This window comes from Sphingopyxis sp. UBA6723 (assembly GCF_002454115.1).
GTDB lineage: Bacteria > Pseudomonadota > Alphaproteobacteria > Sphingomonadales > Sphingomonadaceae > Sphingopyxis.
This window is the reverse complement of the sequence record NZ_DKIH01000013.1, coordinates 170,891-189,352: the sequence shown is the minus strand read 5'-3', so window position 1 is coordinate 189,352 and position 18,462 is coordinate 170,891. Positions and strand designations below refer to the sequence as shown.

The window sequence follows — 18,462 nt, the reverse complement described above, 5'->3', positions numbered from 1 at the left end:
CCAGTCCCCCATCGATCGCCTGCTCGCTGTGATGGCCAGATTGCGTGACCCCGACGGCGGCTGCGAATGGGATTTGGCGCAAACTTTTTCGACGATCGCGCCCTACACGATTGAGGAAGCCTATGAAGTCGCCGATGCGATCGCAGGCGGCGATCCGGCCGCGATTTGCGACGAGCTCGGCGACCTGTTGCTTCAGGTCGTATTCCACAGCCAGATTGCCGCCGACGCGGGCCTGTTCGGGTTTGACGACGTTGCCACGGCTATCAGCGACAAGATGGAACGTCGCCATCCGCACATCTTTGGTGACGGCAAGACCGACGACGTCCGTCAGCAATGGGAGCAGATCAAGGCCGACGAGCGCGCGGCGGATGGCCCCAAGGGTGCACTGTCGGGAGTCGCGCTGTCGTTGCCAGCGCTTCTGCGTGCCCAAAAGCTCCAGTCACGCGCCGCGCGCGTCGGCTTCGACTGGCCCGATATTAACGGTCCGCGGGACAAAATCGCTGAGGAACTGGCCGAAGTAGCGACCGCGGCAACGGACGCCGAGCGGCATGAGGAAGTCGGCGATCTGCTGCTCGCGGTCGTCAATTATGCACGCCACTTGGGAGTCGACGCCGAAAGCGCGCTGCGCGATGCCAACACCAAATTCGCGCGCCGTTTTGCCGCGATGGAAGATCGCGCAGGCGGCAGCTTGGCGGGCCTGTCGCTCGACGAACAGGAAGCCCATTGGGTCGCGGTCAAGGTGTCGGAGCGCCGTCCGTAGGCCACAGCCGCTCGAACCGAGCGCTGTCGGCAGGATCGAGCCGGACGGTCAACACATGGCCCTCACCCTCCGGTTCATCGGCCAGCACCTCACCGCGCGCGTGAAGCCACGCCGCCGCTTCGCCATCCTGATAATCGAGGTAAATCCGCTGGACCTTATGCAGTGCGGTCAGCTGCGCCGCCATCAACACGCGCGCGGCCTCAACGCCTTCGCCCGTTACGGCCGATATCACCGCGACGTCAGAGCGTTTCCCCGCCATTTCGGCAATCGCGGCGCGCGCATCGGCGTCCGCGGTATCGATCTTGTTCCAGATTTCGAGCTGGGGGATCGCCGGGAGTGCATCACCCTCCCCGTCATCGTCCGGTCCATTTACCCCCAGCGAGTTGAGGATGGCGCGCACATCATCATATTGCGCGTCACTGTCGGGATGGGCGATGTCACGGACATGGACGATCAGGTCGGCCGTCGTAACCTCTTCCAAAGTAGCACGGAACGCCGCGACCAGTTCGGTGGGCAGATCCGACACAAAACCCACCGTGTCGGACAAGATCGCCTTGTCGATGCCGGGAAGCCGGATTTCGCGCATGGTGGGATCGAGCGTCGCGAACAACATGTCTTCCGCCATGACGTCACTACCGGTCAAGCGGTTGAAAAACGTCGATTTCCCAGCGTTGGTATAGCCGACGAGCGCAACCACTGGCCACGGTGCGCGCTGTCGCTTCGACCGCTGCAACTGGCGGGTCCGCCGTGCATCGTCAAGGCTGCGCCGAATCCGCGCCATGCGGTTGCGAATCATCCGCCGGTCGGCCTCGATCTGGGTTTCGCCCGGTCCACCGAGAAAGCCGAAGCCGCCGCGCTGGCGTTCCAGGTGGGTCCAGCTGCGCACCAGCCGCCCCGCCTGATAATCGAGATGCGCGAGTTCAACTTGCATCCGCCCCTCGGCGGTGGCAGCGCGCTCACCGAAAATTTCGAGGATCAGACCGGTGCGATCGATGACCTTGGTACCGAATGCCGTTTCCAGATTGCGCTGCTGGATCGGGCTGAGCGCCGCATCGACGACAACCAGCTGAACGCCGTATTTTTCGATGTCGGGCGTGATGGCTTCGATCTGACCAACGCCCAGCAAGGTTGCAGCGCGCGTCTGGCGCAGCCGTAAGGTGTGGACTGCAACTACGTCGAGCCCGATCGCCAGCGCTAGCCCCTTCGCCTCCTCGGCCCGCGCGTCAAGATCGCGCGCTAGCCGCTGGCTATGCCATTCGGGCACAACGAGGAGCGCGGCGGCGCCGCGGGTGACTTCTTCCGGACTGTCAATAATCGAGGCGATCAGGCGTTGTCCGCTTCTGCGTCCGGCTCGCTATCGGTCAGGTTGATCGGGCCGTTCGGCTGCACCGTCGAAATCGCGTGCTTATAGACGAGCTGCACCTGCCGCTCGCGCTCAAGCAGCATGCAGAACAGGTCGAATGCGACGATATCGCCCTGCAACATTACCCCGTTGACCAGAAACATTGTCACGGACTCGTCTGATTTGCGCACCGCATTCAGGAATACATCCTGCAACGCCTTGCCCTTACTGGCCGGCGCCTCGCGCAAATTGCTGCCGAGCAAAGACAGGTCGAAGTCGTGCGACGGCATCACCGTCGAGATCGCATGCTTGTAGACGAGCTGGGACTGACCATCGCGGCGCAGCAGCAACGAGAAATTGTCGAACCAGGTGATGATGCCCTGAAGCTTCACCCCCTTGACAAGAAACATCGTGACCGGCGTTTTGCTCTTGCGCAACGCGTTCAGAAAAATATCTTGGAGATTCTGGTTCTTATCGGACACATTTGCCTCCTGTTTTTGGCGGTACGACCGCGGGTATATACCGGTTTTCCGGCTTTAAGACCTTCGTATCTCTGTCAATATGCGGCAAAGCTTGCCCAAGGTCTAGCGCAAAGCCTCATCCCTCGCCGTCTGAACTCTCCGTGAGCCCCAAAAGTTTCAGTTTGCGGTGCAGCGCCGATCGTTCCATGCCGATAAAGGTCGCGGTGCGCGAGATATTACCCGAAAAGCGGTTGATCTGGATCCGCAGATATTCGCGCTCAAAATTTTCGCGCGCTTCTTTCAGCGGGATTGCCGTGATCGACTCCGAATTAGGCAGAATGTCGGTGCCGCCCCGCACCAACTCGCCGGGCAGCATATCGGCGTCGATCCGCGCCAGCCGGTCGCTCGGCGCCAGGATCATCACCCGCTCGATCACGTTGCGCAGTTCGCGGACGTTGCCCGGCCATTCATGCGCCTGCAACGCCGCCATCGCTTCCGAGCTGATTTCGGGCGGCGGTACGCGGCGATCGGCGGCATAGCGGCGGATATAATGGTCGCATAGGCTGGCAATATCGTCGCGGCGTTCCCGGAGCGGCGGAATGTGGACCGGCACAACGTTGAGCCGATAATAGAGGTCTTCGCGAAATCGGCTTTCGGCGATTTCGGTCGTCAGGTCGCGCGCCGATCCCGAAATGATCCGCACATCGACGCGGATCATCGTGCGGCCGCCGACGCGGGTAAAGCTTTGATCGGTTAGCACGCGCAGGATCTTGCCCTGCGTCGTCAGCGGCATGTCGGCGACCTCGTCGAGAAACAAGGTTCCGCCATGCGCTTGTTCGAGCAGCCCGACGCGGATCGCGCCGTCGTCGCTTTCCGATCCGAACAACTCGTTCTCGACCGTTTCGGGATCCATGCGCGCCGACGAAATGACGCGGAACGGCGCATTGTGCCGTCCGCTCCACCCATGGAGCACGCGCGCCGCGACTTCCTTGCCGACCCCCGCGGCACCGGTGATCAGCACCCGGCTGCCCGTCCCCGCCACGCGCTTCAGCGTCGCACGGACGTTGTTGATGGCGGCGCTGGTCCCCGTCAGCTCATCCGAAGGCCCGGCTTTCTCGCGCAGCTGTTCATATTCGAACTTCAGCCGTTCGCTCTCGGTCGCGCGCGCCACCAAATGGAGCAGGCGCGATGCCTCGAACGGCTTTTCGATGAAATCATAAGCGCCGCGGCGGATCGCCGCGACCGCCGTGTCGAGCCCGCCATGACCCGAAATCACGATGATCGGCAGCGTGGGATCGAAGGCCTTGATCGCCTCCACCAGCCCCAGCCCGTCGAGCCGCGACCCCTGTAACCACACGTCGATCAGGGCGAGCGACGGACGCCGCTGGCGGATCGCTTCGAGCGCAGAATCGCTGTCGGAGGCAATCCGCGCCTCATACCCTTCGTCTTCCATGACGCCGGCGACGAGGTCGCAAATGTCGCGCTCGTCGTCGACGATCAGAATATCAAGCGCCATGTTCTTCTCTGTCCTGTCGGTTGCGGATCCGCCCCGGAACCGATTCTGCGTACCCCATGCTTGTTTCGTCGCCCTTCCCTGCCAATCCTTGCAGCCGGTCAGGATGAAGCGTCAGCGTGACGCACGTCCCCTGCCCCGCCGGATTGTCCGAAAACTCGAGCTCGCCATAATGTTGCTCGACGATCTTTTTCACGATCGCGAGGCCCAATCCGGTGCCGCCCTGCCGCGTCGTCATATAGGGTTCGGCGATGGTATCGCGCGCCTGCGGCAAACCGATCCCGTCGTCGGCAACGCGGATCACAACCTCACCGCGCAGCCCGCTCGCCAGCTCGGCATGAATATGTCCGATGGGAGTTGATTCCGAATTTTTCGAATTTTCTTCAATCGCTTCTACAGCATTCTTGACGATGTTCGTCATGGCCTGCGACAACAGACGACGATCGCAAACGATCGGCTCGATTTCGTCCGGGGTTTTTACCGCAAAGACAATATCGGGCTTGGCGACTTCAAACAGGAACACCGCCTGACGCAGGATGTCGCGGACATCCTCGACCCCAAAGGTCGGCTTGGGCATACGGGCAAAGCTCGAAAACTCGTCGACCATTCGGCGCATATCGTGAACCTGACGGATCACCGTATCGGTCAACTTTTTGAACGTCGCGCTGTCGCCTTCGATCTTGTCGCCGAACCGGCGCTGAAGTCGCTCGGCGGCAAGTTGGATCGGGGTCAGCGGGTTCTTGATCTCATGCGCGATGCGCCGCGCAACGTCGGACCAGGCGGCGCGCCGCTGATCGAGCAATTGCTGCGTAATATCCTCAAAACTCAGCACAAAGCCGTCGCCCTGCGCGACTGCCTTGGCCGCGAGTGTTGCAGGTTCGGCGTTGGGGCGCGCCAGTTGAACTATTGCCTCGCGCTCGTCACCGACCAACAACCGCGCAAGTTCGGGCGCCACCTCGGCCAAGGGGCGACCAGTCAGGCAATCGGCCGATTCGCAAATCAAGCGCTCGGCGGCGGCGTTCGCGAGCTGAATGCGGTGGTCGGCATCGACCGACACCACCGCCGACGACACACCGCTAAGGACCGCCTCGATAAAGCTGCGCCTTGCCTCGAGCTGTTCGTTGACGCTCACCAGCGCGCCGGTCTGTCCCTGCAACTGCTCGGTCATCCGGTTAAACGCGCGGGTCAGCACCGAAATCTCGTCATCGCGCGCCGGCGGGGTGACGCGGACCGACAGATCGCCGCCCGCCGCAGTCCGCGTCGCGCCGATCAGCGTGCCGAGTGGACGAACGATGCGGTCGGCGACGACGATTGCGGCGATCACCGCCAGCGCAAGGAGCAACAGCGAACCGAGGTAGAGGGCGCCGTTGAATTGCAGCTGCAGTAATTGCGAGCGTTGAAACAGTGCGTTGTAATCTGCAAGAACTGCGCCTGCTCGGGCTGACTGCTGGAAACCGGGAACATTGGTGTCCCGCGATGCATAAACATAGGCTCTCCCGGTCCCGGGCAACCGCGCCGCGGCTTCAATGCGATTTTCCTGGCGAACCACCACGACATCTTCGCCAGCGTCGAGCCGCTGGACCATCTCGTCATTCAGCCGATTTTCCGCCGCACGGTCGTCGGGATCGATAGCGACCGCAGTACGCGCGACGCCGTCTTTGCCGATTTCGATAACGGCCGATTCATTGAGGCTGCGTACGACAACCTGCTGCAAATAATAGCTCGAAAAATTTGGACTATTGATGGGAAAGGCAGTCAAACGGTTTCCAAGATCCTGGGCCATCGCAAACGTGTTGTCACCGACCTGCCGCTGGTTCTCCTGATAATAACCCTCAGCCAAATTGGCTGCATTCTCGAACATCCCGCGCGACCGGTCCGAAAACCAGAAATCGACCCCGAACTGGAACAGCAGTGAAGCAAAAATCACCACAAGCAACGTCGGCGCTGCTGCAATTAGCGAAAACAGTGCGACCAGCCGGACATGGAGGCGACCATTACCGCCCTCCATCGATCGCACCGCGCGCGCGCGCGCGACACGACTTCCGATCAGCACGATCAGCGCCATTGCGGGCACCAGATTGGCAACCATGATCGCCGCGACCAGCGCCGGGGTGAGCAACTGCTCGCTCTGCGCATCACCCGTGACAAAGACATAGGTCGCGATGCCGACGCTGACCACGAGCGCGAGCGTGTAATACTCGGGCACCGCGAAACGCCAAAAGCCCGAGCGCACATGCTCCTCGGCTGGGTCAATATCGTGAGTCAGGGGTGCCGCTTGCGCCATTGTTGCTAAGCTACGACAAACCTGTTGCATAGAAAACACACAAACTGCGCTTGGGACGGTCGAACGCCGCTATTATACGCTCGTGGTCCCGCTTCATGGGTGTGTGGGGTCGATATCCAGCTGTCCAAGCCGTTTGCGCAGCGTGTTGCGATTGATTCCGAGCCGCCGTGCGGCCTCCAGCTGATTACCGCGCACATCGCGCAGGACGCGGCGAAACAGGGCCGCTTCGACGATCGCTTCAAGCTGGCCGTGCAGTTCACCGTCGGGTGCGTCACTCGCCATCTGCTCGCGCGCCCAATCGTCGATGGCGCGGGCGATCAGGTCGGCGGGCGCCGCCGCGCCGCCGCCTTCGCCGCTTTCGTGCAGCACCGTCTCCACATCGCGCACCGTGACAACGGTATCGCGCGACAGAACCGCCAGCCGCTGAACGACATTGCCCAGCTCGCGGACGTTGCCGGGCCAGTCATAGCGTTCGAGCCACTGCATCGCCGCAGGCGCGAACTGGCGGTCGGGAAGGCCCGAAGCACGCCCCGCATCGACGAAATGGCGTACCAATGCGGCAATGTCGCTGCGCCGGTCGCGCAGCGGCGGCAGTGTTACCGGAATGACGTTGAGGCGATAAAACAGATCCTCGCGGAAGCGGCCATCGGCGACCAACGTCCGCATATCGCGATGGGTGGCCGCGATGACGCGGACATCGGCGCGGAGCGCCAGATTGCCGCCGACGGTCGTATACTCGTTGCTTTGCAGCACGCGGAGCAGCCGTGTCTGCGCCTCCAGCGGCATGTCGCCGATTTCATCAAGAAACAAGGTACCACCTGCGGCTTGCTCGAACCGGCCCGCATTGCGGCTATGTGCACCGGTAAAGGCGCCTTTTTCGTGGCCGAACAGCTCGGCCTCAATCAACTCGCGCGGGATCGCCGCCATGTTGATCGCGACAAACGGGCCAGTTCGACGCAGCCCCGTGGCGTGGATCGCGCGGGCAACGACCTCCTTGCCGGTACCCGATTCCCCCAGGATCAGCACCGCAAGATCGTTCGAAGCGAGGCGCGCGATGGTTCGATACACCGCCTGCATCGCGGGCGCACGGCCGACCAGGCCGTGGCTGTCGGCGGGCGCAACGTCAGTTCGTGCCGTCGGCTCGGCGCGGCGTTGTAGGGCCGCGCGAACGCTCGCAGTCAGCTCGTCGAGGTCGAACGGTTTGGGCAGATAATCATAGCTGCCGATCCCGGTCGCGCGCACCGCGGTGTCGAGCGTGTTCTGCGCCGACAGCACGATCACGGGGGTCCCGGCATCCACACGCAGCGAATCGATACCGTCGCCATCGGGCAAAACCACATCGGTGATAACAAGATCAGGGCGGCGATCGGCAAGCCAGGCATTGCGCTCGGCGATGCTTCCGACCGACGCGAAATGCGCGCATTCGCCGATCAGCGTCTCGCGAATGATCATCGCAATCGCGGGGTCATCCTCCACCAGCAGGATGGTTTTGTCGCTGCTCATGCTGCAGCTCCCTTTTGCGCGACCGGCAGATGAACACGAAAGCGCGTCCATTCGCCGTCGCGCATATGCTGAACTGTGCCGCCCATGTCACGCGCCAGCTTGGCGACGAGCGCCAATCCCAGCCCCCGCCCTTCGCGCTTGGTGGTCACGAACGGGTCGAACAGATCGCCACGAATATCGGCGGGAACGCCCGGACCATTGTCGCTGACGCTGACCTCGATCGGCAGCGCGATCCGCCCGCGCCCGTCGCCATTGTCGATGGACAGACCGTGGCGGTAGGCGGTCGCAATTCGCACGACGCCGTCGTCGCGGCCGCCCAGCGCCTCGCAGCCATTCGTCACCAAATTGAGCAAGATCTGCACCATGGCGTCATGGTTGCCATGCACCAGCGGCAGCGACGGGTCGAAATCCTCGGCAAAGCGAACCCCCGGAAACTGCCGTGCGCGCGCGGTTTCGATGGCTTGGTGGATGGGCTGGTACAGATTGATCGGGCCGCAGGCGATCGGCTGACCGCGCGAGAAATGCTCCATCTGATCGATCAATGTCGCGATCCGATCGACCTCCGCCACGATCAGCGTGGTGAAGCGTTCGCCGCTGGCGTCGGTCTTGCGCGCCAAGAGCTGTGCCGCGCCCTTGATGCCCGCAAGCGGGTTCTTGATCTCATGCGCCAGCATCGATGCGGCCCCGCCAGCGGCGCGCCCCGATCGGCCGATGGCACCGCCCATCAGCTCGGCGTCACTTTGCGCCGGGATCAGCGCCAGGATCCGATGGCCGCTCTGGCCATAGGGGACCATCTGCATATCAACAAAGATCGTTTTGCGACTGCCGACCGAAATTTCGGCGCGATGCGCAAACAACGCCGACGTCGCGGCGTCGCTCATCCGCTGGCGATAGCTGCGATCCATGTCGATGACGTCGTAAACGACACGCCCGATCATTGCCGACCGGCTCATGTTGCACATCTGCTCGGCCGCCGCGTTGACGAACAGGACGACCCCGCCTCTGTCGATCAACAGCGTCGGAACGGGGTGCGAATGGATCAGTTCGTCGTGGTCGATGCTCGGAATGCTCGACGTGAGCGCGCTCACGCCGCGGCCTTGCTCAGGAAGGGCGTGTAGAAGCGTTCGAGTGCGTCGAGCACGTCGCGGCTGCTGGGGATCTGGTTGACCATGTTGCGAAACTCGGCCGATCCATGCAGGCCCTTGACGTACCAGCCGAGATGCTTGCGCGCCATATTGACCCCGGTAATCTCGCCATAATGGTCGATCATCGCGCGATAGTGGGATGTAATGACGTCATATTGTTCGTCGATGCCGGGGTCAGGCCGATCGCCCTCCCCGCGCAGCGCCGCCATCACCTGTCCCAGCAGCCATGGGCGACCATAAGCACCGCGGCCGATCATCACGCCGTCCGCACCGCTCTGTGCCAGCGCGGTGCGGGCATCGTCGGCAGAGCAGATATCGCCATTGGCGATCACCGGGATCGATACGGCATCCTTGACCTTGCGAATGAAGCTCCAGTCGGCCTCACCCCGGTACATCTGGTTCCGGGTTCGCCCATGGACCGTCACCAGCTTGGCGCCCAGATCCTCCGCGATGTGCGCGAGTTCTGGCGCATTCAGGCTGTCGTGGCACCAGCCCATCCGCATCTTGACCGTCACCGGCACCTGCACCGCCTTGACGCATGCTTCGATTAGCGCTGCGGCGAGTTTCAGGTCGCGCATCAGCGCCGACCCCGCATCGCCGCTCGTCACCTTGCGCACCGGACAGCCCATATTGATGTCGATGATCGCGGCGCCGCGATCTTCGTTGAGCTTCGCCGCTTCGCCCATTTCATACGGGGTGCAGCCGACCAGCTGCATCGACACGGGCTCTTCGACCGGATGCCACGCCGCTTTCTGGATCGACTGACGCGTCTCACGGATCGCCGCCTGGCTCGCGATCATCTCGGTAACGTTCAGCCCCGAGCCGTAACGGCGCACGAGGGTACGAAACGGCATATCGCTGACGCCGGTCATCGGCGCCAGGATCACGGGATCCGCGATGGTGATATTGCCGATCTGGATGGGCCGAAGCGGCGCCATGGCGGGAGCTTTCGTCTGATTGCCTAAAATTTGAGCAGCCCGTACACGCTAAGCCGCTTTCCCGCAAGCCGCGGCTGCGCTAACCGGCGCGCATAATGGCCGAGTCCGCCCCTTCCTCCGCGCCGTGCGCGATCGTCATATTGCTCGCGGGTGGCCAGGGCAGCCGTGCCGGCTTCGCCATGCCAAAGCAGTTGGCGATGCTCGGGTCCAAACCAGTACTCCGCTGGAGCCTCGACGCTTTTGCCGCGCATCCGGCGATCCGCGGCGGCGTGCTGGTGGCCAATGATGACGTCATGGCGGCGCTTGGGACGCTGCCGGATGGCTGGATTTCCGCCAATCCCGGAACCGAGCGACAGCAGTCGGTGGCCAACGCACTGGCCGCGCTGGCTGACCGCGAGGACGAGACGCCGCTGCTGGTGCACGATGCCGCGCGGCCGGGGGTGATCGCCGAGCTTATCGATCGACTGCTTGCCGCGCTGGATATTGCGGAAGCCGCAATCCCCACCCTGCCCGTTCCCGATACGTTGGTTGAACAAGGCGGGAGCGTTGCCGGTGACGTCGTCGATCGCGGTGCCCTTGCGCGCGTTCAGACGCCGCAAGCGTTTCATCTTGGGACGCTCCGCCGCGCCCATGCCCAAGCTATCGACGCCACGGCGACCGACGACGCGCAGCTCGTCCGCCGTCTGGGTGTCGCTGTCGCGACGGTGCCGGGCGACGCGCGGCTCCACAAACTGACTTATGCCGAGGATATGGCGGTCCTGAATGGATTGCTGGGGATTGAGACGATGACACGTACCGCGGTCGGCATGGGCTATGACGTTCACCGCCTTGTCGCGGATAAGCCGCTCTGGATTTGTGGCATAGAAATCGCGTATAGTCATGGACTTGAAGGTCATAGCGATGCTGACGTCGGGCTTCATGCATTGACCGATGCAATCCTCGGCGCGCTGGCCGACGGCGACATTGGCGACCATTTCCCGCCCAGCGACCCGCAATGGCGCGGCGCCGCATCGCATCGCTTCCTGCGCTTTACTGCGGAACGGGTGGCGGAGCGGGGCGGGAGGATCGATCATGTCGATCTGACGATCATTGCCGAGGCACCGAAAATCGGTCCGCACCGCGGCGCGATGCGGGCACGAATCGCTGAAATCCTTGCGATTCCGCTCGAAAGGGTTAGTGTGAAGGCGACAACGACCGAGCGGCTGGGGTTCACCGGTCGCCGCGAGGGGATCGCTGCGCAGGCTGTCGCGACTTTGCAACTTCCGGAGAATTGACCGTGCTGCCTGACGATGAATCGCGGCTTGCCGTGCGCAACGCGCTGGCGACCAGCGTGCTAGCCAATAACCGCGCTGCGGGGCGAAAAGTCGCGGTTGCCGAAAGCTGCACCGGTGGCATGGTCAGCGCCGCGCTGACCGACATTGCCGGCAGTTCGGACGTGTTCACCGCGGGGTTCATCACCTATTCGGGTCATGCCAAGCAAAGCCAACTCGACGTCAGCAGCGAAATCCTTGAGACTTTCGGCGAAGTATCGCTCGCGACCGCGTGGGCGATGGCGACTGGCGCGCTCGCCAACAGCGATGCCGATATTGCGGTCGCGATTACCGGCATTGCCGGTCCAGGCGGCGGATCGGAAAAGAAACCGGTCGGGCTGGTCATTTTTGCCCGCGCGTTGCGCGGCCAAAGTTCGGATGATTATTTTACCCAGCGGGTGCAATTCGAAGGCGGCGATCGTGCTGCGATCCGCCATCATGCAACATTATTCGCGCTCGATTTGCTTCATCCGGAAAAGGACGCGCTGCGTCCTTCTGACGATTTCACTTTGCCCGCCGCATAAAGATCATCGGCGCGGGATTCGAACGCGACGATCATCTTGCGCAGCGCCTTGTCGAACATCTGACCGGCCAGCGCTTCGAACATCCGGTTGCGGAACGCGAAATCCACCATGAAATCGACGCGGCAAGCGCCGCCATCGACGGCGGTGAATTGCCATTCGTTGCTCAAATGGCGCATCGGGCCGTCGATATAACTGACCGTTACGGCGCGCGGGCGATCCTTGTGAACGCGGCAAGAGAAACTCTCGCGCAACCCTTTGAAGCCGACAATCATGTCGGCGACCGCTTCATCCTCGCTGTCGCTCCGGATTCGCAGCGCGATCACCCAGGGCAGGAACTCTGGATAACGCTCGATATCGGTAACGAGTGCGAACATCTGCTCGTCGCTATACGGCAGGACGCGGGTTTCGTGATGCCTCGGCAACGCAGGTTCAGCCAGCGCTGGCGCGCGCCAGCTGCGCCTCGCGCGCCGCGCGCATCCGCTCGAAATCGTCGCCCGCGTGATAACTGGAGCGCGTCAGCGGCGACGATGCGACCTGCAGGAAGCCCTTGGCGCGCGCGATCTGGGCGTAGGCGTCGAAAGCCTGCGGCGTCACAAAGTCGATCACCTTGGCATGTTTCGGCGTTGGTTGCAGATACTGGCCCATCGTCATGAAATCGATGTCGGCGCTGCGCATATCGTCCATCACCTGATGCACTTCCATGCGCTGTTCACCCAGCCCCAGCATGATGCCCGACTTGGTGAAGATTGACGGATCGCGGCGCTTGACGCTTTCGAGCAGGCGCAGCGACGCATAATAGCGCGCACCCGGGCGGATCGTCGGATAGAGCCGCGGCACGGTTTCGAGATTATGGTTATACACGTCGGGTCGCGCATCGACGATCGCCGCAATCGCGCCTTCGGGCTTGTTGCGGAAATCGGGGGTCAGGATCTCGATCGTCGTCTGCGGCGTTTCGCGGCGCAACGCGTTGATCACCTTGACGAACTGGCTGGCGCCGCCGTCGGGCAGGTCGTCGCGGTCGACCGAGGTGATGACGATGTGGCTCAGCCCCATCTTGGCCGCCGCAATCGCAGTATGTTCAGGTTCGAGCGGATCGACCGCGCGCGGCATCCCGGTCTTGACGTTGCAGAACGCACAGGCACGGGTGCAGGTATCGCCCAGGATCATCACCGTCGCATGTTTCTTGGTCCAGCATTCGCCGATATTCGGGCACGCCGCCTCTTCGCACACGGTGTTGAGGTTCAGCTCGCGCATCAGCTTGCGCGTTTCGGCGTAGCCGGGGCTGGTGGGCGCCTTGACGCGAATCCAGTCGGGCTTGCGGGTGCGCTGGCTGGGCGTCAAAACGGGCTGTGTGGGAGCGTTCATTTCGCCCACATAGTCGCGTGTGTCCCTCTTCTCAACCTCTGTACCTATGCTAAGGGCCGAGCATGACTCACTTTGCAGACATGATCGACGGTTATCGTCGTTTCCGTAGCGGCGGCTGGCAGGAACAGCGTGAGCGCTGGGAGGGACTGGCCGAGGGACAGGCGCCCAAGGTGATGGTGATCGCCTGCTCCGACAGTCGCGTCGAACCGTCGCAGATTTTCGACACCAACCCCGGCGAAATTTTTGTCGTCCGCAACGTCGCGGCGCTGGTACCGCCGTTCGAAACGACACCGGGGCGCCACGGCGTGTCCGCTGCGCTCGAATTCGCGGTTCAATTCCTGAAGGTCGAAGAAATCGTCGTCATGGGCCATGGCCTGTGCGGCGGTTGCCATGCCGCGCTGCACCGATCGATGGCAGGTGCCGAACCGGGCCGTGGCGGATTTATCGCCGACTGGATCGCGCTGCTCGACGACGCCAGCGCGCAAGTACGGCGCGATTATGCCGACATCGACAACCGCGACGCCGGTCGCGCGATGGAAATGGCCGCCGTGCGCGTTAGCCTGAACAATCTGCGCACCTTCCCCTGCATTCAGGACAAGGAACAGCGCGGCAGGCTGCGGCTACGCGGCGCCTTTTTCGCAATCAGCGACGGGGTACTGCATCTTTTGGACGATACGACCGGCGAATTCCGCGCAGCTTGATCCGCAAACTCAAGGTATTGCGTAGGTCACATTTGCCTGCCCGACCGGCTTGTCGGCGTCGTCGGTCCATATCCGCACGTCCATAACGGCCAGCCGCTTGCCAAGGCGCAGCAAAAACGCATCGGCGAACAGTGATCCCGGGCGGCACGGACGCAGAAACTGATAGTTTAGGGCACTGGTCACCGCCATCGCGACGGGTCCGATATGCGCAAGCACCAGCGCATAGGCCGCCATATCGGCAAACCCCATCTGGGTCGGGCCGGAAATCAGCCCGCCAGGACGCAGCGCCGTGTCGCCAGGGTCCATCCGCGCCCGAATATGCCCCGGTACAGCCGACACGACGGTTCCGCGCGCGCCGGGCGCCGAATGGGGAAAGGCTTTGGCCATGAATGCGTTGAGCGCATCGGCATCAAGTCGAATGGCGCCTGAAGAGATTGGCTCCGAGATCGGCGGCTGCCCCTCCCCCATCGCGATCAGCGCGTCAGTTTCTTGTACGACGTCGCGTGCGGGCGCGTCGCATCGTCGCCAAGGCGGCGGATCTTGTCCTCTTCATAGGATTCGAAATTGCCCTCGAACCATTCGACATGGCTGTTGCCTTCAAACGCCAGAATATGGGTCGCGAGGCGATCGAGGAAGAAGCGGTCGTGGCTGATGACCACGGCGCAGCCGGCGAAATTTTCGAGCGCCTCTTCGAGCGCTGCAAGGGTTTCGGTGTCGAGATCGTTGGTCGGTTCGTCGAGCAGCAGCACGTTGCCACCCTGTTTCAGCATCTTGGCCATATGGACCCGGTTGCGTTCGCCACCCGACAGCTGGCCGACCTTCTTCTGCTGATCGACGCCCTTGAAGTTGAACGCGCCGACATAGGCCCGCGTCTGCATTTCGTGCTTGCCGATGCTCATCATCTCGGCGCCGCCTGAAATTTCCTGCCAGACATTGTTGTCGGGTTTCAGATCGTCGCGGCTCTGATCGACAAAGCCAAGGTGGACGGTGTCGCCGATGACAACCTTGCCGCTATCGGGGGTTTCCTGCCCGGTGATCAGCTTGAACAAGGTCGATTTACCTGCGCCGTTGGGGCCAATCACCCCGACGATGCCGCCCGGGGGCAGCGAGAAGGACAGATTTTCGAAGAGCAGCTTGTCGCCATAGGCTTTGGAAATGTTTTCGACCTCAATCACCTTGCCGCCCAGACGCTGCGGCACCTGAATGACGATCTGCGCCTTGCCCGGGATGCGCTTTTCCTGCGCCTCGACCAGTTGGTCAAAGCTCTTGATACGCGCTTTCGATTTGGCCTGACGGGCTTTTGGCGACTGCCGGATCCATTCGAGTTCGTCCTTGATCGCTTTCTGGCGACCGGCATCCTCGCGCGATTCCTGTTCGAGCCGCTTGCCCTTCTTTTCCAGATAGGTCGAATAATTGCCTTCATAGACAAAATAGCGACCGCGATCGAGTTCGAGGATCCAGTTCACGACATTGTCGAGGAAGTAGCGATCGTGGGTCACCAGAATGACGTTGCCCGGATAATCGACGAGATGCTTTTCGAGCCAGGCCACGCTTTCGGCGTCCAGATGGTTGGTCGGTTCGTCGAGCAGCAGGATCGACGGCTTCTCAAGCAGCAGGCGGGTGAGCGCGATGCGGCGCTTTTCGCCGCCCGACAGGCTCTGCACACCCATGTCACCCGGCGGGCAACGCAAGGCTTCCATGGCGATCTCAAGCTGGTTGTCGAGCGTCCAGCCGTCGACCGCGTCGATCTTTTCCTGGAGCGTCCCCATTTCCTCCATCAACGCATCGAAATCGGCGTCGGCGGGCGGATCGGCCATCAGGGTGCTGATCTCGTTGAAGCGGTCCATCATGTCGGCAACGCCGCGGACGCCGTCCATGACGTTTTCCTTGACCGTTTTGGTCGGGTCGAGCTCGGGCTCCTGCGCCAGATAGCCGACGGTGATCCCGTCGCCGGCCCAGGCCTCGCCGGTGAATTCGGTGTCGATGCCGGCCATGATCTTCATCAGCGTCGATTTACCGGTGCCGTTCGGCCCGACGATGCCGATCTTGGCATCGGGGTAGAATTGCAGGCTGAGATCCTTGAGCGTCGGCTTTTGCGCGCCGGGATAGGTCTTGTTCAGACCCTTCATCACGAAACTATATTGGGCGGCCATGGATATGCTCCGATGAGTGGCTCGGCCGCGTGCGGCCGGGAGAGATATTGCGCGCCGGTTAGCGAATGGGCGCGCGCTTGGCAATCGGCGCCTGCCCTACCCGGCTCGCGCGGCGGCAGGCAGAGGTTGCTGCGATGCTCCCATGCGATCGGGCCATCAGATTTTCGCGATTCTCGTTCCGCGCCGCTATAGCAGGCCAGCCTATTTGTTGCGCAAGAATGACAGATTTCCGCCAGCGCGGGACATCTCAATTATTTTTGTTGACGATCCATACGGAACGGCTAAATCCCGCCGCTCGCGGGACGGGAAGTTTCCCCATCGCGGTAAGGCATTTTAGGGAGCCCACACATCATGAAGAAATTTGCTGCTATCGCCGTTGCTGCCAGCATGTTCGCCCTCGCCGCTTGCGGTGAAAAGGCTGCTGAAGAAGCCACCACGGAAGCCCCGGCTGCTGAAGCTGTTGCTGAAGAAGGCGCTGACGCCGCTGCTGCTGGCGCCGACGCCGCTGCTGCTGGTGCCGAAGCTGCTGCCGCTGGTGCCGACGCTGCTGCTGCTCCGGCTGATGCCATGGCTGCTCCGGCTGATGCCGCTGCTGCTCCGGCTGATGCCGCTGCCGCTCCGGCTGAAGAAAAGAAGTAAGTCGCAGCCCTTCGGGGCGTTGACTGAAACGAGAAACGGGCGGTCTTCCTTCGGGAAGGCCGCCTTTTTCTTTGCCTTTTGCACGGGCGGGATAGACTTGCGCGCCCACGCTGTCTAAGGCGCCCCCCAGTAGTCGGGGAGTAGCGCAGCCCGGTAGCGCGCCTGCTTTGGGAGCAGGATGTCGCAGGTTCGAATCCTGTCTCCCCGACCACTGTCTTCCCACATTATCCCCGCCGCGTTTATCCGGCGGACGTTGCGATCAGCCGCGCATAGAAATCGACCATGCGCTTGAAGCTGTCGATTGTCATATGTTCGTTGGTGCCATGGATCATCGCCGTCTCTTTCAGCGAGAAGTGCATCGGCATGAAGCGGTACACATCCTCTGAAATCGGCGCCATGCTGCGGCTGTCGGTTGCGCCTACCACCAGGAAAGGCGCAACGACGGCATCCGGCGCGTCGGCACGCGCTGCCGCCACAACATATTTCCAGCCTTGCGAGCTGGTCGATGACACGCGCGACGGCTCGTTCGGCGGTTTGACCCAGCTGAACTCCACAGGTGCCTCGCCCACCGCCGCCTTCGCCCGCGCCATGACGTCGGCCGACGTGTTCCATGGCGCGATGCGATAGTTGATCAGCGCGGTGGCCGATTGCGGCAGGACATTCTCTTTCGGGCTTCCCTCCAGCATCGTCGGGGCAATCGTCGTGTGGAACGCTGCCGCCGACGAAGGCGAAGCACCGAGCTGGCGCTTCAGAAGGGGCGCAAACAGCCATTGATTGGCCACCGCCATCTTGGTCGTGCCGCCCTTATGCGCAGCAAGCGATTCCACCATTGCCGCGCCGGGCCCGCGCATTTCCATCGGAAAGGAATTTTCCGTGATTGCCAGCACCGCGCGCGCCAGCGTCGTCACCCCGGTTTCGGCTGGCGGCATCGAACTATGCCCGCCGGGTGCGTTGGCGGTCACTTTCAGCGTCGCATAGCCCTTTTCGGCAACCCCGATCAGGATCGCGGGACCGTTGATGACAGGGGTGTCGCGCAGGACCACGCTGCCCTCGTCGAGAGTGAACAAGGCGCGTACCCCCTCGGCTTTCAATTTGGCCGCTGCCGCGGCGGCGCCCGATCCCCCGACCTCTTCGTCATGGCCGGAGACAAGATAAATTCCCCGTTTGGGCTGGAAGCCCTGCCCTGCAAGCGCTTCCAACGCTTCGAACAGGCCGACGAGCGATCCTTTGTCGTCAACCGTACCGCGCCCCCACACCGCCTTTTCGGCGATCATGCCCGCGAAGGGCGGATATTTCCAGTCGCCTTCGGTCCCTTCCGTCACCGGCACCACATCCTGATGCGCCATGACGATGATCGGCGCCAGCGAAGCATCGCTACCCGGCCAATGATAGATCAGCGTCCGGTTCGGCAAAATGGTGCGGGTCATCGCACGGTGAGTGGCGGGGTAGGTCGCGGCGAGCCACGCGTGCAAGCGGTCCCATTCGGCGACGTCATCGTCCGCGGGATCCTGATGCGAGATCGTGCGGATCTGCGCCGCCGCGCTGAGGTTCGCAACCGCGGTGTCGAGATTATAGCTGGGAGCCGCGGCCAGCCGGATATCGCTGCCATCGGCGATGTCCGTCGGCGCAAAGCTGGCGGTGCGCACCGCGACCGTTCCCGCCACCACTGCAATGACCGCCAGCCCGCCCAGCAATAGGATCCGCCGTTTTCGCATGTCCCTCTCCTTCTCCCGCCGCAATGGACCTCCATCGGTTTCGATTTGCAAGCAGAATACGGGCGGGCTCGGGTTCATGACGCGTTCATGGCATCGGCGCGATTTTCGG

The 18,462-nt window shown here is 62.5% G+C and carries 17 protein-coding genes and 1 tRNA gene; 6 read left to right on the top strand and 12 right to left on the bottom strand.

Translation table 11 applies throughout. The annotated features are described in order from the left end of the window. Window positions 1–31 precede the first annotated feature (31 nt). Window positions 32–760 (top strand): nucleoside triphosphate pyrophosphohydrolase, encoded by a 729-nt coding sequence (gene mazG, locus B4F07_RS14260; protein WP_293696957.1) that lies wholly within the window; start codon window positions 32–34, stop codon window positions 758–760. Here the strand turns inward: mazG and hflX are convergent. From hflX to dusB, 7 genes are all read right to left on the bottom strand, one after another. Further along, window positions 735–2,075 carry a GTPase HflX gene (hflX, locus tag B4F07_RS14255; RefSeq protein ID WP_293697497.1) on the bottom strand — a complete coding sequence of 447 codons (1,341 nt, stop codon included), beginning with the start codon at window positions 2,073–2,075 and terminating at the stop codon, window positions 735–737. The genes mazG and hflX overlap by 26 nt on opposite strands. Before the next feature lie 8 nt (window positions 2,076–2,083). After that, on the bottom strand, window positions 2,084–2,623 hold the full coding sequence (gene hfq / locus B4F07_RS14250) for an RNA chaperone Hfq (RefSeq protein WP_293697499.1): 540 nt from the start codon (window positions 2,621–2,623) through the stop codon (window positions 2,084–2,086). A 76-nt stretch (window positions 2,624–2,699) separates the two neighbouring features. Beyond that, window positions 2,700–4,079 carry a sigma-54-dependent transcriptional regulator gene (locus tag B4F07_RS14245; RefSeq protein WP_293696959.1) on the bottom strand — a complete coding sequence of 460 codons (1,380 nt, stop codon included), beginning with the start codon at window positions 4,077–4,079 and terminating at the stop codon, window positions 2,700–2,702. Further along, window positions 4,069–6,360, bottom strand: coding sequence for a sensor histidine kinase (locus B4F07_RS14240; RefSeq protein WP_293696962.1), 2,292 nt, complete (start codon window positions 6,358–6,360; stop codon window positions 4,069–4,071). The genes B4F07_RS14245 and B4F07_RS14240 overlap by 11 nt, the downstream gene beginning before the upstream one ends. Before the next feature lie 93 nt (window positions 6,361–6,453). Further along, on the bottom strand, window positions 6,454–7,863 hold the full coding sequence (locus B4F07_RS14235; protein ID WP_293696965.1) for a sigma-54-dependent transcriptional regulator: 1,410 nt from the start codon (window positions 7,861–7,863) through the stop codon (window positions 6,454–6,456). Further along, on the bottom strand, window positions 7,860–8,951 hold the full coding sequence (locus B4F07_RS14230; RefSeq protein ID WP_293696968.1) for a two-component system sensor histidine kinase NtrB: 1,092 nt from the start codon (window positions 8,949–8,951) through the stop codon (window positions 7,860–7,862). Before B4F07_RS14230 ends, B4F07_RS14235 begins: the two co-directional genes overlap by 4 nt. Continuing rightward, complete coding sequence (dusB, locus tag B4F07_RS14225) at window positions 8,948–9,946, bottom strand: tRNA dihydrouridine synthase DusB (RefSeq protein ID WP_293696971.1); 999 nt, start codon at window positions 9,944–9,946, stop codon at window positions 8,948–8,950. Before dusB ends, B4F07_RS14230 begins: the two co-directional genes overlap by 4 nt. A gap of 95 nt (window positions 9,947–10,041) precedes the next feature. Here dusB and B4F07_RS14220 point away from each other — a divergent pair, with 95 nt between their 5' ends. Both B4F07_RS14220 and B4F07_RS14215 read left to right on the top strand, forming a co-directional pair. Next, window positions 10,042–11,220: a bifunctional 2-C-methyl-D-erythritol 4-phosphate cytidylyltransferase/2-C-methyl-D-erythritol 2,4-cyclodiphosphate synthase gene (locus tag B4F07_RS14220; RefSeq protein ID WP_293696974.1), complete on the top strand. Its 1,179-nt coding sequence runs from the start codon at window positions 10,042–10,044 to the stop codon at window positions 11,218–11,220. Window positions 11,221–11,222: 2 nt separating this feature from the next. Continuing rightward, entirely contained in the window at window positions 11,223–11,780 is a 558-nt protein-coding gene (locus B4F07_RS14215) for a CinA family protein (RefSeq protein ID WP_293696977.1), read from the top strand. Here the strand turns inward: B4F07_RS14215 and B4F07_RS14210 are convergent. Together B4F07_RS14210 and lipA are read right to left on the bottom strand one after the other, a co-directional pair. Then, on the bottom strand, window positions 11,723–12,202 hold the full coding sequence (locus tag B4F07_RS14210) for a type II toxin-antitoxin system RatA family toxin (RefSeq protein ID WP_293696980.1): 480 nt from the start codon (window positions 12,200–12,202) through the stop codon (window positions 11,723–11,725). The two genes, B4F07_RS14215 and B4F07_RS14210, sit on opposite strands and share 58 nt — an antisense overlap. Before the next feature lie 7 nt (window positions 12,203–12,209). After that, window positions 12,210–13,145: a lipoyl synthase gene (gene lipA, locus B4F07_RS14205; protein WP_349681330.1), complete on the bottom strand. Its 936-nt coding sequence runs from the start codon at window positions 13,143–13,145 to the stop codon at window positions 12,210–12,212. Between the two features lie 62 nt (window positions 13,146–13,207). Between lipA and B4F07_RS14200 the strand changes: the two genes are divergently transcribed. Then, window positions 13,208–13,846 carry a carbonic anhydrase gene (locus B4F07_RS14200; protein ID WP_293696983.1) on the top strand — a complete coding sequence of 213 codons (639 nt, stop codon included), beginning with the start codon at window positions 13,208–13,210 and terminating at the stop codon, window positions 13,844–13,846. Between the two features lie 9 nt (window positions 13,847–13,855). Here B4F07_RS14200 and B4F07_RS14195 read toward each other — a convergent pair whose 3' ends face one another. Together B4F07_RS14195 and ettA are read right to left on the bottom strand one after the other, a co-directional pair. After that, window positions 13,856–14,233, bottom strand: a complete 378-nt coding sequence (locus tag B4F07_RS14195) for a PaaI family thioesterase (protein WP_293696986.1) — start codon at window positions 14,231–14,233, stop codon at window positions 13,856–13,858. An 86-nt stretch (window positions 14,234–14,319) separates the two neighbouring features. After that, complete coding sequence (gene ettA / locus B4F07_RS14190) at window positions 14,320–15,999, bottom strand: energy-dependent translational throttle protein EttA (protein ID WP_293696989.1); 1,680 nt, start codon at window positions 15,997–15,999, stop codon at window positions 14,320–14,322. A gap of 409 nt (window positions 16,000–16,408) precedes the next feature. Between ettA and B4F07_RS14185 the strand changes: the two genes are divergently transcribed. Beyond that, window positions 16,409–16,756 carry a hypothetical protein gene (locus B4F07_RS14185; protein WP_293696992.1) on the top strand — a complete coding sequence of 116 codons (348 nt, stop codon included), beginning with the start codon at window positions 16,409–16,411 and terminating at the stop codon, window positions 16,754–16,756. 16 nt (window positions 16,757–16,772) lie between these two features. Beyond that, a tRNA-Pro gene (locus tag B4F07_RS14180) sits at window positions 16,773–16,849 on the top strand. Between the two features lie 28 nt (window positions 16,850–16,877). Here the strand turns inward: B4F07_RS14180 and B4F07_RS14175 are convergent. Continuing rightward, complete coding sequence (locus tag B4F07_RS14175; RefSeq protein ID WP_293696995.1) at window positions 16,878–18,353, bottom strand: M20 family peptidase; 1,476 nt, start codon at window positions 18,351–18,353, stop codon at window positions 16,878–16,880. Window positions 18,354–18,462 lie beyond the last annotated feature (109 nt).